13 protein-coding genes and 1 pseudogene are annotated in these 14,882 nt (G+C 40.3%); 4 read left to right on the top strand and 10 right to left on the bottom strand.

The window, feature by feature from the left end; genetic code table 11:
- Positions 1-76 (top strand): annotated as a pseudogene (locus VIM94_RS07785) (YeeE/YedE family protein); the annotation flags it as partial.
- 9 nt (positions 77-85) lie between these two features.
- Entirely contained in the window at positions 86-499 is a 414-nt protein-coding gene (locus VIM94_RS07780; protein WP_332038728.1) for a YeeE/YedE family protein, read from the top strand.
- A gap of 52 nt (positions 500-551) precedes the next feature.
- On the opposite strand, the gene VIM94_RS07775 is transcribed toward VIM94_RS07780, so the two are convergent.
- Positions 552-1,175 (bottom strand): trimeric intracellular cation channel family protein, encoded by a 624-nt coding sequence (locus VIM94_RS07775; RefSeq protein ID WP_332038727.1) that lies wholly within the window; start codon positions 1,173-1,175, stop codon positions 552-554.
- A gap of 173 nt (positions 1,176-1,348) precedes the next feature.
- On the opposite strand from VIM94_RS07775, the gene trxB reads away from it, so the two are divergent.
- Positions 1,349-2,341 (top strand): thioredoxin-disulfide reductase, encoded by a 993-nt coding sequence (gene trxB, locus VIM94_RS07770; RefSeq protein ID WP_332038726.1) that lies wholly within the window; start codon positions 1,349-1,351, stop codon positions 2,339-2,341.
- Between the two features lie 74 nt (positions 2,342-2,415).
- On the opposite strand, the gene VIM94_RS07765 is transcribed toward trxB, so the two are convergent.
- The 9 genes from VIM94_RS07765 to VIM94_RS07725 form a co-directional block, all read right to left on the bottom strand.
- A complete protein-coding gene (locus VIM94_RS07765; RefSeq protein ID WP_332038725.1) occupies positions 2,416-3,384 on the bottom strand; it encodes a Gfo/Idh/MocA family oxidoreductase in 969 nt (322 codons plus the stop codon).
- A 7-nt stretch (positions 3,385-3,391) separates the two neighbouring features.
- On the bottom strand, positions 3,392-5,083 hold the full coding sequence (locus tag VIM94_RS07760; protein ID WP_332038724.1) for a sodium:solute symporter: 1,692 nt from the start codon (positions 5,081-5,083) through the stop codon (positions 3,392-3,394).
- A gap of 101 nt (positions 5,084-5,184) precedes the next feature.
- Entirely contained in the window at positions 5,185-7,701 is a 2,517-nt protein-coding gene (locus VIM94_RS07755; RefSeq protein ID WP_332038723.1) for a PIG-L family deacetylase, read from the bottom strand.
- A gap of 48 nt (positions 7,702-7,749) precedes the next feature.
- The gene (locus VIM94_RS07750) at positions 7,750-8,289 is read right to left on the bottom strand and encodes a mechanosensitive ion channel domain-containing protein (RefSeq protein ID WP_332038722.1); all 540 of its coding nucleotides are present in this window, start codon (positions 8,287-8,289) and stop codon (positions 7,750-7,752) included.
- Positions 8,290-8,351: 62 nt separating this feature from the next.
- Positions 8,352-8,942, bottom strand: a complete 591-nt coding sequence (locus tag VIM94_RS07745; protein ID WP_332038721.1) for a Maf-like protein — start codon at positions 8,940-8,942, stop codon at positions 8,352-8,354.
- Between the two features lie 3 nt (positions 8,943-8,945).
- On the bottom strand, positions 8,946-9,866 hold the full coding sequence (locus VIM94_RS07740) for a geranylgeranylglycerol-phosphate geranylgeranyltransferase (RefSeq protein ID WP_332038720.1): 921 nt from the start codon (positions 9,864-9,866) through the stop codon (positions 8,946-8,948).
- Entirely contained in the window at positions 9,866-10,192 is a 327-nt protein-coding gene (locus tag VIM94_RS07735) for a multidrug efflux SMR transporter (protein WP_332038719.1), read from the bottom strand. Before VIM94_RS07735 ends, VIM94_RS07740 begins: the two co-directional genes overlap by 1 nt.
- Positions 10,193-10,702, bottom strand: coding sequence for an HAD-IIIA family hydrolase (locus VIM94_RS07730; protein ID WP_332038718.1), 510 nt, complete (start codon positions 10,700-10,702; stop codon positions 10,193-10,195).
- A complete protein-coding gene (locus VIM94_RS07725) occupies positions 10,686-11,447 on the bottom strand; it encodes a Rossmann-like and DUF2520 domain-containing protein (protein WP_332038717.1) in 762 nt (253 codons plus the stop codon). Before VIM94_RS07725 ends, VIM94_RS07730 begins: the two co-directional genes overlap by 17 nt.
- A 113-nt stretch (positions 11,448-11,560) precedes the next feature.
- Between VIM94_RS07725 and ccsA the strand changes: the two genes are divergently transcribed.
- Positions 11,561-14,734, top strand: coding sequence for a cytochrome c biogenesis protein CcsA (gene ccsA, locus VIM94_RS07720; protein WP_332038716.1), 3,174 nt, complete (start codon positions 11,561-11,563; stop codon positions 14,732-14,734).
- Positions 14,735-14,882: the final 148 nt, after the last annotated feature.

Here is a 14,882-nt window from a genome sequence, read left to right as displayed (position 1 = left end):
GTCGCTTATCGCCGTTATCGGTTTCTTTGTGGGTGGCTTAATTATGATTCACCTGTTATTTCCATTAATCTTTTAAACATAGAATATGAGATCTATATTATATTTATTTGTAGGAATATTGTTCGGAATTGTAATGTTTAAGTCTGAAGCCGCATCCTGGTTTAGGATTTACGAGATGTTCCAGTTCCAGTCTTTCCATATGTATGGAATTATCGGTTCAGCCCTACTCCTGGGTGTTATTGGGGTTCAGATTATTAAGAGGAATAAATTAAACTCTATAGACGGGCAACCTATCGTGTTCAACGATAAAAATAAGAGCTTTAGCCGTTATGCTTTCGGAGGACTTTCTTTCGGACTTGGCTGGGCACTTGCTGGAGCTTGCCCGGGACCGGTTTTTACGCTTATTGGAGCAGGATACCTGCCTATTTTGGTAGTATTTGTGGGAGCATTGATAGGAACCTACATTTACGGACTTCTAAGAGATAAATTACCGCATTAAAGGTTTTTATATAACAAAAATCCCACCCTTCGCGGTGGGATTTTTTTTGGGCTTAGGTTTTTCCAGATATATAATAATAGGGAAGGGTGAGGTGGTATTTCACTACCACCAGCCTGATTCCAATTACAATAATAGAAGTGGTGATGTAAATCACATCTAGTTTGGCCCCCAGTGAATGCATGATCACGAAAACCAGGCCTCCAACAATGCAGGCAGTAGCATAGATCTCTTTTCTGAAGATCACCGGAATTTCATTACAAAGGATATCCCGAAGTACTCCGCCAAAGGTTCCCGTCATCGCGCCAAGGGCAATGGAAATAATAGGGTCCAGGCCATTTCTTATTCCTATTTCAACACCGGTAATGGTGAAAACACCCAACCCGATGGTATCGAAAAGGAAAAGGGATTTTTTTAGGTAATTGATCTTGTTTCGGAAGATTATAGCAAAGACAGTTACCGCCCCAATGAGGTATATGTAAACCGTGTTTTGCATCCAGTTCACCGGAGTGTCACCAATTAAGATATCTCTTAAAGTTCCTCCGCCACTGGCTGTTACAAATGCGACGATAAAAATTCCGAAGAGATCCAAACGGCGGTCCATTGCGGCTAGCGCCCCGGAAATTGCAAAGGCAATGGTTCCCAGGATGTCGAGAATATTAAAAATGCTTAGCTCCATTCGGGCAAAGTTATGTTTTTAAAGGAAGCCCGGACAACTAATTTTGAGAATCAGTTAATTTTTTAGATTTTTAATACCTCGTAATTATGCCAGGATAGTTAAACTTAATCATTAATAAAGTAAGGTTTTAATTAAAGTTACTACCTTTATAATATCAATAAATAGTTATAAAAATGAGCGAAAAAATAGAAAGAATAAAATGTCTTATCATAGGTTCGGGACCAGCAGGTTATACTGCGGCAATCTATGCCTCCCGTGCCGATCTTAAACCAGTAATGTACACAGGGATGGAACCTGGAGGTCAATTAACCACCACCACTGAAGTTGATAACTTCCCCGGATATCCCGAAGGGATTGATGGACCGCAATTAATGGTTGACCTTCAGAAACAAGCCGAACGTTTTGGAACTCAGGTGAGAGTAGGAATGGTAACCGAAGTTGAATTTAGTGATAAAGTTGGCGGAATTCACCGCGCTTGTGTAGATAATTCTACCTGGGTGGAAGCTGAAACTATCATTATTTCTACCGGTGCCACTGCTAAATATCTTGGCTTGCCAAGTGAGCAACGCCTTCGTGGAGGTGGGGTTTCCGCTTGTGCCGTTTGCGACGGATTCTTTTATAAGGGTCAGGATGTAGCTATAGTTGGCGGTGGAGATACCGCTGCTGAAGAAGCAACTTACCTTGCCAATATCTGTAATAAAGTGACGATGCTGGTAAGAGGTGACCAGATGCGTGCTTCAAAGGCAATGCAGCATCGCGTAACCAGTACAAAGAATATAGACCTTCGCTATCACACTGAAGTTGATGAGGTGCTGGGAGATCAGGTTGTGGAAGGACTTAGAATGGTGAATAACCAAACCGGTGAAAAAGAAGAGATCAAGATCACCGGAATGTTTATAGCCATTGGTCATAAACCAAATACAGATATCTTTAAAGGGAAACTTGACATGGATGAGACGGGATATTTAATTACTAAAGCCAAGTCTACCAAAACCAATATCCCCGGAGTTTATGCTTCAGGAGATGTTCAGGATAAGATCTATCGTCAGGCTGTAACCGCAGCCGGAACCGGTTGTATGGCCGCCCTGGATGCTGAACGCTACCTGGCCGAAGTAGAAAGTGAAGAAGGGGAGGAAGTGAAAACCACGAAAAAAGTGGAAGCTTAAAACAACAATAATTTTATAATTAAAAAAGCTTCGGAATTCCAGTTCCGAAGCTTTTTTGTTTTAGGCAGGTCAACCTAATATTCCAACTGGATATCCGCTCTTACTTTATCCAGCAACTCTATAAGCTGCAGACTTTTCCTGAAAGTCATTTTGTCGCTTTCTGTTCTTCCTTGTTTTAGCATTTCCTGAACGTGAGCAGCTTCAAAATTATAGCCATGGGTGGTTACACCAAATTCCTTTGTTATTTCCTTTCCTTCACTAATTATAGTAAGACTGGAAGGTTCGTGAAAGCGTGTATGCACAATAATTTTTGCTTTCTCTAACTGAATGTTAGCGGTAGTTGGTGTATTTTTTTGTACGGTACTGTGTAAATGTGCCAAAACATTTTCGGGATATTCAAAAGTGATATCGCAATCTTCATCCACACCTGTTTTTCCAATACTGGCTAATGCTGAAATTTTATGGGGGTCACCCAGTAGACTTAAGGCCAGAAAAACTGGGTAAACACCAATATCCAGTAAACTACCTCCACCCAGAGCTTTGTTGAAAAGTCTGCTATCTGCATCAAATTTTGTCACAAAACCAAAATCGGCCCTTATATTTTTTATTGCTCCATACTTACCTGAATGCACGATCTCTTTTAAGGCTTCAAAGTGCGGCAAAAATTCTGTCCACATCGCTTCCATTAAAAAGACGTTTTCCTTTTTGGCAGCAGCGATCATTTCCTGCACCTGGCTTTTATTTATCGCAAAAGGTTTTTCACAGAGTACCGCCTTTTTATAACTCAGGGAAAGCAAGGTATGTTCGAGATGAAAAACGTGGGGAGTAGCAATATACACTACCTCAACATTTTTATCCTGTAGCATTTCCTCATAAGCACCAAAAGCTTTGGTTGCATTATGTTCCTTCGCAAATTCTTCAGCTTTTTGTAGATTTCTGCTGGCAACGGCATAAAGCTCGGCGCCTTCCACAACTTTTAAATCGGTACAGAACTTTACTGCGATCTTTCCAAGGCCAATTACTCCCCATTTGGTTTTATTCATTGCTGTTTTATTTTTTAAAAGGTGTTTTGATGAATATTTCAAGAATTAGCGCGATTCCTATAACCAGCAGGCAGCCAACCAGGTTTAGCCATAGATAAGGCATAACCTCTAGAAAATAAAGTGCTACAATAACTATTTGGGTGATAATTGCGGCAATAAAAACAGAATTGCTCCTTACCGTTTTTATAAAAAAGGCAAGCAGGAAAATTCCCAGTACATTTCCATAGAAAATGGACCCTATAATATTTACCAGTTGAATTAAATTATCGAATAAGCTGGCCAGACTTGCAAAAGTTATGGCGATAAGGCCCCAAAGCAAGGTAAACCATTTGGAGGCATTAAGGAAATGCATATCAGAACGGTCGGCCTTTATTCCACGGCGATAAATATCGATCACTGTTGTCGAGGCCAGGGCATTAAGCTCTGAAGCGGTAGAAGACATCGCAGCTGAAAGGATTACTGCCAGTAAGAGACCTATTAAACCCCGTGGGAGATTATTCAGTATAAAATGTATGAATACGTAATCCTTATCGTTGGTTTCTGCATCTTTATCTCCAGCCCTGATAAACTCACGACCCAATTCCCGCGCATTGGCTTCAGCAAGATTTAGATTGACTATAGCTTCTTTCAACCTTATTTTTTCTTCAGAAGAAAGCCCCTGCGATTCGCCGAATTGAAGGCTGAGTTCTTGTTTCTCTTCCTGGATTTTATTGTAATTGGCTTCCAGCTCGCTGTACTTTTCAGCGTATTCAGATTCCAAAACACTTTGTGTAGCTGCAGGATTAAAATTTAAAGGAGCAGTATTGAATTGGTAAAACACAAAGACCATAACCCCTACCAAAAGGATAAAAAATTGCATAGGGACCTTTAAAAAGCCATTCATGATCATTCCCATCTGGCTTTCCCGGAGAGATCTTCCGCTTAAATAACGTTGCACCTGGCTTTGATCTGTTCCAAAGTAGGAGAGGGCCAGAAATGTCCCGCCAATAATTCCTGTCCAAACCGTATAGCGGTTCTCGAGATCGAAAGAGAAATCAAGTACATCCATCTTTCCGCTGGCGCCGGCAATTTCCAGAGCGTTGCTAAAATTGATATCTTCAGGGAGGTAATTCAGGATAATGATGAAAGTTGCGATCATCCCGGTAAAGATCACCGCCATTTGTTGTTTTTGAGTAACGTTTACAGCCTTGGTACCTCCCGAAACCGTATAAATAATTACCAAAACCCCAATTAAAATTGTAAGGCCGTTAAGGTTCCAGCCTAAAACTGCAGAAAGGATTATTGCCGGGGCAAAAATGGTAATCCCTGCCGCGAGCCCGCGCTGAATTAAAAAAAGCAGGGCCGTAAGGGTCCTGGTTTTTCGGTCGAAACGCGTTTCCAGGTATTCATAGGCTGTAAACACTTTTAACCGGTGATAAATGGGGATAAATACCAGGCAAATAACTACCATTGCAATAGGTAAACCAAAATAGAACTGCACAAAACCCATTCCGTCGTGAAAAGCCTGACCAGGCGTAGAAAGGAAAGTGATAGCACTGGCCTGGGTCGCCATTACCGAGAGACCAACAGTCCACCATTGGGCTTCGTTCCCGCCACGAATATAATCATGGACATTTCTACTGCCACGTGACTTATAAACCCCGTAAATAACTATAAAAGCAAGTGTGCCTGAGAGTACGATCCAATCTATAATTTCCATATCAGGAGAAGGTCTTCATTACAAAATAAAACAGAATGATGTAAATAGCATTGGCGATCAATACTAAGGTATAGGACTTCTTCCAGATGTATTTTTCAGGTTTATTCATTTTTTCCTATTGAAACCATATTTGCAAACAAACGATAAGCCCCGGGAACACCTTCTGGAAACTGCCTGAAAAAGCTTAAACCGGTATAGATAAAATAGCCTTTTCCATATTTCGCAACAAGTAAACTGCCCTGTGTTGGTTCCTCACCTTTATCGTTCATCGAGAGAATAGGAACGAATTCCTCGCTCCACCGATTAGGAAAATACAGTCCGCGTTCCTGCACCCAGTTGCTAAAATCTTTTTCGGTGATTTTATTAGGCTTATTTAAAACCGGATGCTCTTTGGCTAAAAAGCTTACCGGTGCTTTTTCATCGGTTACCCGATCGCGTGAAATCTCAAGCGGGTAGGGGGCTGGATTATCTACTATCAATCCGCGACTGGTGTTATACTGTACGATAAGGTTTCCGCCATTCCGCACATAGTCCAGAAGATCATTCTGTTGGTATTTAAGGTCTTCAGCCACATTATAGGCTCTTATTCCGGTAACAACAGCATCGAATTTTTTAAGGGATTCACTGGATATTTCTTCAGGTTCCAGGTACTCCACCCGGTAGCCGATTTGCGCCAGGCTTTGAGGTACAACATCTCCGGCACCTTCAATATAGCCAATATATTCACCTTTCTTCTGAATTTTAATGCGTACTGCCTTTAATTTAGCAGGCATCACAAGATTTTGAAGCGGAATATGTTTATAATCAATCTGTATTAATTCATCCGAATATTCCTCACCTTCAACTTTTGCAATGGGTTTGATGAGACTTTGATCCTGCTCATCCGGCGGAATGATCTCGAAAGTGCGAATGGCTGTGCCACCCTTTTGATTTATTTTAAAAGAAGTCTCGGCGGGAAGTATTTTCCAGTTCTTACCTGCTTCCAGTCTCAGAGAACCTTTCAGGCTATCTTTGCCTGCGGTGACTATAACTGAAATGGAACGTGATTCAGATTTTTCAAAAATTTCTACATCTTTTTCAAAAGAAACCGATGCTTTAGGAATGATCATGAACGGGCGATAGGTCTCCCCAAAAACGGCATCATTAAATTTGTGAATTATGGGGCGCTCAATTGCTATTTCAGTTCCATCAAAATCCACATTAAAATTAGCCAGAGTTTGAAGAGGTGTTTCCGGCTTTCCTATCAACTCCGGGCTTGATACTTTATACATTCCGTTGGTGGACATATCTCTAAGCCAGTAAGGACTGGTGTTTTTTATATTGTCGGGAAGCCTGAGCAATAGTTCTTCTGTCCAGGGCTGGTTGTTGTCCAGGGTTTTATTTACCTGTACCTGGGAATTATTCGGACTTAACTCAACCGAAGTTAATTGAATGGGAAAACTACTTCGGTTAATGGCTTCAAGTTCTAACGGAACCTGTTCTCCTCCCGTAGCCGATGGTCTTGTCGCTACGGCTTCCAGAAAGAGCCCTGAACAGGCTACTATAATTTCCTTGATATGTTGAGATTTAACCTCTCTCCAATGCTCATTTTTTAATTCTCGAATGAGTTTATATGCCTTCATGAGCTGCGGAAGACTTTGAGAGGGGTTCAGGAAATCAAAATCAGATTCAACCCGCCCGAGGATTTCCCCGATTTCTTTACCTCCTTCTAATCTGCTCCAGCTGGTATCGATTCCTTCAAAAACATCCCTTTCAGGCATGTCTCCTCTAATAAGTTCCAGGTATTCGTTAACCTGCCCGCGGGTACCCGTGCTCCCAAAACCTTGAGATTGATGCTGACTTCGGCTTATAGCAGCGATCTCAGAATTTGATAGTCCGAGTTCGGGAAAATAAACTCCCACATCAAAAGAGAGCATTTCAGATTTATCGGCTTTTTCAAAGGCCTCCCTGCTTCCGTAGAACCAGTAGGAGGTATTAAAGAAAACTCTCTTTGGCTGAAAAACAGAAGTGTATTTTAACTGTTCAGGATAGGCAGTTGGTTTGGCAGCAAGCTCAAAGGCCCTGAGACTTAACATAGCAGAAGAGGTATGGTGCCCATGAGTGCTCCCGGGAGATCGGTGATCAAAACGGTTAATGATCACATCGGGTTTGAATTTCCTTATGGCTAGTACAACATCGCTTAAAACTTTGTCTTTATCCCATATTTGCAGGGTTTCTTCAGGTGTTTTAGAATAACCAAAATCGTTGGCGCGAGTAAAGATTTGCTCGCCACCATCAATTTTTCTTGCAGCGAGTAATTCCTGAGTGCGTATTAATCCTAATTTTTCCCGGAGCTCAGGACCTATAAGGTTTTGCCCTCCATCTCCACGCGTTAAAGACAGATAGGCGACCCGGGCTTTTTTCTTATTTTCAAAATAGGAGATGAGCCTGGTGTTTTCATCATCGGGATGTGCCCCAACATATAAAACCGAACCCAGGAAATTTAATTTTTTAATTTCCTGATAGATCTCTGAAGAATTCAGTTTTTCAGGAGTTTGTGCTTGCGTATATCCCAGAGCTAAAAATAAAAGAAGGCTTAAGAACTTTGGCATGGAATGTAAAATTATGGTCTTCTTCAAATATAATAACTTTAGGGACTATTGAACTTAAGACCTGAAGTTTAACTTTTAGAGCGCTTCTTTGCCTTCATCGGTATGAAAATCTTTTTCGATTAAGGAAACTGCTTTTTGCAGGATGAGGTTGTTAGGGTAGGTAATTAATTCTCCTTCTAATGTCCTCAAATGCAGATGAAAAGCTTTAATATCTTCAATGATAGCTTCAATAGGTAGATCTTTATCATGTATTTTTATTTTATCACCTATTTTATAGGGGAAACTAAAAAACAAAATAATGCCTGAGGTAATGTTACTTAAAATGGACCAAATGGCGAAGAGCGCTACTCCCAACACAGCAAAAACAGATGAAAACACCAGGGAAAGCTCAGCTAAACCAACACCCCAGGCCAACGAAAGCAGAAAGGCTGCGATGAGCAGAATAAGGATGTTTATGTATTGAAACATCAGTCGGGTACGGGTTATATGGATTTCTCCTTTTTGCCCCACCCGGTGCGCCGCTTTTCGAAGTATAAACTGAATGATAAGTAATACAATTACCGTTATTAAGGTGTAAGCGATTTGGTTACGGTATGAACTGAGGATTTCGTACATTTATTTTAAACAATTAGTTTAATATTTTATTATTAAAACATTGTATTTCAACGTGTTGTTGTTTAAAGCCTTCCTATGTCTAGAAGTGCATCGTAAACGAGATGTGTGGGAAGACCAACCACATTAAAATAGCTTCCTTCAATATTTGTTATTCCTATTAGGCCTATCCATTCCTGGATGGCATAACCTCCGGCTTTATCAAATGGTTTGAAATTATTTACATAATAATCGATCTCATCCCCGGTAAGTTCTTTAAAAGTCACCCTGGTTTTAGCATTTAGTGTGCGTTGTAATTTTGAGGTAGTAAAACAAACCGAGGTAATTACTTCATGGGAATGACCGGATAGGGTTGCTAGCATAGCTTTAGCCTCTTCGGGGGTTTCTGGTTTACCAAGTGCCTTTCCCTTATGGCAAACAATAGTATCACTGGTAATCAGGATCTGGTTTGATTTTATTTCCTTCTGAAAAGCTTCTGATTTAAGCTCGGCGAGAAAATCGGTAATCTCCTCATTTTCAAGTGATGGGGGATAAACTTCTTTTACCGGGCGAACATCTATAGTAACCGGAATATCAAGCTCTCTGAAGAACTGTTGCCTTCGTGGTGATCCTGAAGCCAGGATGATGTCTTTGTTCTTTAAAAAATCCTTCAGCATAATTTATCGCAATAATATTTGATGAAAACCAATAGATATCAATCCGAAAAATAAGATTATTTTGAGGATTAGACTTAGCCTTGTGAAGTCTTTTTTTGCTGAAGCCGTCCAGATTTGAACCATAAAAAATAATAAAGGAGCAAGGATTAGAAACAGGACATACAGAACTGCAGCGGTATTTTGAAAAAGATAGGAATAGACATAATAAACTATACCAACTAAAGGAATAAGGCCAATGCTAAAGATCACCTTATTAGTGCGGGCAGTCCCCAGTATTATTGGAAGACTGTTTCCGCCTGAATTATAATCCCCTTTCTGGTCTTCCTGGTCCTTGACCATCTCTCTTAATAAATTGATGAAAAAACCAAAAAAAGAATAATCGAGTAAAATGGAAAAATACATGGCCTGGTTTTCCCTGTTTACTTCATTAATTGCCGGAAGCAGATCAAAAATTCCAGGTAAGGCTGCCACTCCCGCTACTAAAAAACTAACAGCGATATTCCCGGCAAGAGGCACATTTTTTAAATAAGTGGAATAAATGTATAGCAGAGCAGAACTAAAAATAAACAGTGCCGAGAATGCAGGTAAGCCAATTACATTGGCCAGATAAAACCCAATCCCCACCCCAATAACATTAAATCCGATAAACCAGTTATAACCGGATTTTTCAGATATCCCGTTACCGATATAAAGCTTTTTGGGCTTGTTGATTCTATCTGTTGTTACGTCGTAAATGTCATTGATGATATAACCGGCTGCTGCAAGAGAAAGGTTGGCGATAATTAGTAGCGCATATCCGAAATCACTCAACGAAACCGCCGCCGAAGTATTTTCGAAGAAGGCATACCTTATAAGTAAGAGGCAAACAGCCACGAAGATCAGGTTTCCTAAACGTATGAGTTTTAATAATTTAAGTACAACCATTATTTAGTCACGAGTTTTAGGCCTACCAAAGAAAGGATAAGTGTACTTAAAAAGAAGATACGCCAAAAATGTACTGGTTCCTTAAAAACCAGAATCCCCAGGACTACAGTGCCCACAGCTCCTATTCCCGTCCATACGGCGTAGGCGGTCCCAATGGGTAAAGTTTGGGTAGCTTTATAAAGCAGGAACATGCTCAAAAATAAACATACCAGAAAGCCAAGCATCCACCAGGTAGCGGTACTGCCACTGCTGAATTTAGCCTTTCCCAGGCAAAAAGCGAATCCAACTTCAAATAATCCGGCGACGAACAGTATTAGCCAGTTCATTTAGTCTTCTATCCATTTCCCCTGAACCTTCATCACCTGCTCTATAACGTCACGAACACAACCTTTACCACCTTTTTTATGCGATACGTATTTTGAAATATTCTTGATCTCGGCTACTGCATCCTGGGGGCAGCAAGGGAGACCGATCTTTTGCATCGCATAATAATCCGGGATATCGTCGCCCATATACAGGACCTCGTCAGAATTTATGCTGTAGATGTCAAAGAATTCATCCATCTGCTCCACTTTGTCCTGAATTCCGAGGTAAATATCTGTAAGGCCAAGCCCACTTAGCCTGCTTCTAACCCCTTCATTCTTTCCTCCCGAGATAATACAAACGGTATACCCGGCTTTGTGCGCTGCTTTAAGCGCATAACCGTCTTTCATGTTCATGGTGCGAAGGAGTTCGCCCTTAGTGTTTATTTGTATGGTCCCGTCGGTTAAGACGCCGTCTACATCAAAAATAAATGTGTTAATATCGTTAAGGTGTTCTTTATAATTTTTTTCCATTGAATTCCTGGATAGATTGAGTTAGTATTTTATATAATTTCTGTCGTTTGGGTTCCAGTATCGCCAGATGCCTGGCAATTGTTTGCTTGTCATCTCTAAGAGCAGGACCGGTTTGGGCCTCCAGGGGAGTTAAACTCTCCAGCTTATCTACCGTTTCCCGGATGAGCGGTTTTAGAATGTCAAAAGATATTTCATTTTCTCTGCAAATTTCAGCTCCCAGACTGTAGAGATGATTTGTAAAATTATTTACAAACACTGCAGCCAGGTGAAGTGATTTTCGCTGGTTAGAATCTATACGGTAAATCTTATTGGAGATTTTTGCAGCAAATTCTTCTAAAAATTCAAGGTTTTTTGCCGAATTAGCTTCCAGGCAAACCGGGATTTCCCTGAAGTTAACTTCTTTCTTTTTAGAAAAAGTTTGAACCGGATAAAAAACACCGTGGTTCTTAAATCTGTTCAATACATCTAAATGCACGCTGCCCGAAGTATGTAAAACCAGTGCAGCATTATCCGTAAGCAACCCGGCTACTTCAGCAATAACATCATCTTTAAGCGCGATAAGATAGACGTCGGCTTTTTCCAATTGGTTTAAATCGGTTGTGGTTGGGGCAATGCTTTTAAAGGCTAAAAGATTTTCTGGCCTGTGATTGTATACCTGTTTCAGCTTAACATTTTCAGCAATAGAAAAGGCTTTTGCCAGATGAGTGGCTACATTGCCGGCTCCTAAAATTACCAGGTTTATCATTTTGCTAAAATATTAAAAATTTATCTGCTTTTATACGTGGGAGATTGATTAGATTTTAACCTGCAAACTGTTTAAATTTCCTTAAATTTGCCGCCGTTTAAAGTCTTATCTTCATGCAGAATAAAATAGCCTCTGTCCTTTTTTCTACCCGAATTCTGGCAGTTTTGTTTGTGGTTTATGCCGTAGCCCTTGCTTTGGGTACTTTTATAGAAAGTTGGTACACCATAGAAACCGCGCGTGTTATGATCTATAATACCTGGTGGTTTGAGGGAATTATGCTTCTTTTCGTTATTAACTTTTTAGGAAATATTAAGAGATACCAGCTTTATAAACGCGAAAAATGGTCATCCTTATTACTTCACCTTTCTTTTATCTTGATTCTGCTTGGAGCTTTTGTTACAAGATATATTAGCTATGAAGGCGTAATGCCTATCAGGGAAGGGGAGACCACCAATGTTTTTCTTTCAGAAAAAACATATCTCACTACTTTTATCGATGGAGAAATAGATGGGGAACCCAGAAGACGGGTGTTGCAGGAAGCTGTACTTTTTGCTCCTGAGACCGAAAATAATTATGAACTCAACACCGACTTTAAAGGGCAGCCGATTACAGTGGAAGCTCTGGAATTTATTCACGGTGCCCAAGAAAGCCTTGTTCCTGCTGAAGATGGTGAAAACTACCTGAAAATTGTGGAGGCTGGTGCCGGAGAGCGCCATGAACATTTTTTAAAGGAAGGCGAAGTTGAGAATATTCATAACGTCCTGATTTCTTTGAATAAGCCTACAGACGGCGCAATAAATATTGAATTTGACCAGGCCAGTGGTGAATATCTTATTACATCACCTTATGAAGGAGATTATATGCGAATGGCCGATCAGTTAAAAGGAACTTTAGTTAAAGATTCGACTCAAACTTTAATGCTGCGTTCCCTGTATAATATTGGAAATATGCAGTTTGTGATCCCAGAGCCTATAATGAAAGGGAAATATGATGTAGTTCAAACCAAACAAAAAGCAGAGGGCCAAACCGATGGTGTAATTCTGAAGGTGACTTCCCAGGGTGAATCTAAAATCGTTAAGTTACTGGGTGGCCAGGGAATTGTGAATGAGCCTAAAAAGATTGAGTTGGCAGGTCTTGATATCTTTTTGAACTATGGCAGTAAAGAAATAGAATTGCCTTTTAGTATTAAACTTAATGACTTTATCGCCGATAAATATCCCGGAACTGAAAAGAGTTATTCGGCCTTTAAAAGTAAGGTAGAAGTGATAGACGAGGAAACAGGTGATTTTTCGTATGATATATATATGAATCACGTGCTCGATCATAAAGGTTATCGATTTTTCCAGGCTAGCTTTCATCCCGATGAGAAAGGAACTGTACTCTCTGTAAATCACGATTACTGGGGTACCTGGATCACCTATATTGGTTATACCTTGCTATATATAGGTTTAATGTGGATTCTGTTTGCCCCGGGCTCTAGGTTCGGGAACCTGAAAGTTATGTTGGAAAAAGTAAAGACTAAAAAGAAGAACCTTGCTGGTATACTCGCATTTTTGTTGTTGCCACTGGGAGGCTTTGCACAGGATACGGCTCAGAAAGAACGAGATCACGCACATATAGAAGCTCAACAGAAGCAAATAGATTCTATTTTACAGAAAAATGCAATAAGCGAAGAACACGCTGCTAAATTTGGGAAACTTGTAATTCAGGATGCCGGAGGAAGGATGAAACCCGCTAATACCTATTCTTCAGAATTACTCCGAAAACTTAGCAAGAAAGATTCCTATAAAGGTTTGAGTTCAGACCAGGTACTGGTCTCTATCACCGAGAATCCAACCATTTGGTATACCGTTCCGCTTATTTATGTTAAGCCAAAGAATGATAGTATCAGGCATATTGCAGGGGTGAAGGAAGATAAAAAATATCTTGCCTTAACCGATTTCTTTGATAACAATGGTTCGTACAAACTTTCACCTTATCTGGAAGAAGCTTACCAGGCTGCTGTGCCAAACCAATTTCAGAAGGATTTTATCGAGACTGATAAAAAGGTAAATTTGATGTATCAGGCTCTTCAGGGTAAGGTTTTGAAAATATTCCCAATCCCGGAGCACGATAATAATAAATGGGTTTCTTACCCTGAAGTGCAAGAAGCTGGTTTTAAAGGGATGGACTCGGTGTATACCCAACAAATCCTGCCTCTTTATATGAATGCCTTACAGGAGGCAAGAAAGAGTGGCGATTATACCCGGGCTGAAGAGTTTTTAAGCAGTATTAAAGGTTTTCAGAAGAAATTCGGCTCAGAGGTCCTTCCTTCAGAAAAAAAGATAAATGCGGAGATCACTTATAATAAATATGATATTTTCAGAAACCTCTTCTGGATGTATATGGTTGCAGGGCTTTTCATGTTAGTGGTGGTCATCGCACGAATCTTTACTGATAATAAGCCTATCAGGATTCTTATCAGGTCGAGTATTGTTATTATAAGTTTACTGTTTGTAGCGCATACATTAGGTCTTGCGGTGCGCTGGTATATTTCCGGTCACGCGCCCTGGAGTGATGCCTATGAATCTATGATTTATGTGGCCTGGGCAACAATGTTTTTCGGACTTGCCTTTGGAAGGAATAGTAATCTTACTATTGCCTCTACGGCCTTTGTTACCTCTATGATCCTGATGATTGCCCACTGGAACTGGATGGACCCTGCAATTGCAAACCTGCAACCAGTATTGGATTCTTACTGGTTGATGATTCACGTCTCTGTGATAGTTGGGAGTTATGGTCCGTTTACTTTAGGAATGATTCTGGGGGTTGTGGCGCTGCTTCTTATGATAATGACCACGTCTAAAAATAAAAAGAAGATGGATCTTACCATAAAGGAAATCACCATCATTACCGAGATGGCATTGACAGTTGGTTTGGTTATGTTAACAATCGGGAATTTTCTTGGTGGCCAATGGGCTAATGAAAGCTGGGGGCGCTACTGGGGCTGGGATCCCAAAGAAACCTGGGCTTTAATTAGTATTATGGTATATGCTTTCGTGATCCATATGAGATTAATTCCCGGTCTAAGAAGTCGATGGTTCTTTAACCTAATGGCTATTGTAGCTTTTGCCAGTATTTTAATGACTTATTTTGGGGTGAATTTCTATTTGGCCGGCCTACACTCTTATGCTAGTGGCGATAAGGTGATCACACCTACTTTTATATATTACGCAGTAGCAGTAGTGGCCTTACTTGGAGCTTTGTCCTATTGGAGGTTCCAGAAATTTTATTCCAAGAAAAAATAAGTGCTTTTTGTCTAGTCCTAAATAACCGATACAGATTATTAAAGGATTAAATTTATTAATTAAAGCTGAACAATGTTCCCATTGTTCAGCTTTTTTGATTTATACTGTTTTCTTTTCAAGGTGCTTTGCTTGTGCATTTTATTTGGTG

Source organism: Salegentibacter sp., from assembly GCF_036568425.1.
Taxonomy (GTDB): Bacteria; Bacteroidota; Bacteroidia; order Flavobacteriales; family Flavobacteriaceae; genus Salegentibacter.
This window is presented reverse-complemented; position numbering and strand designations above follow the sequence as displayed.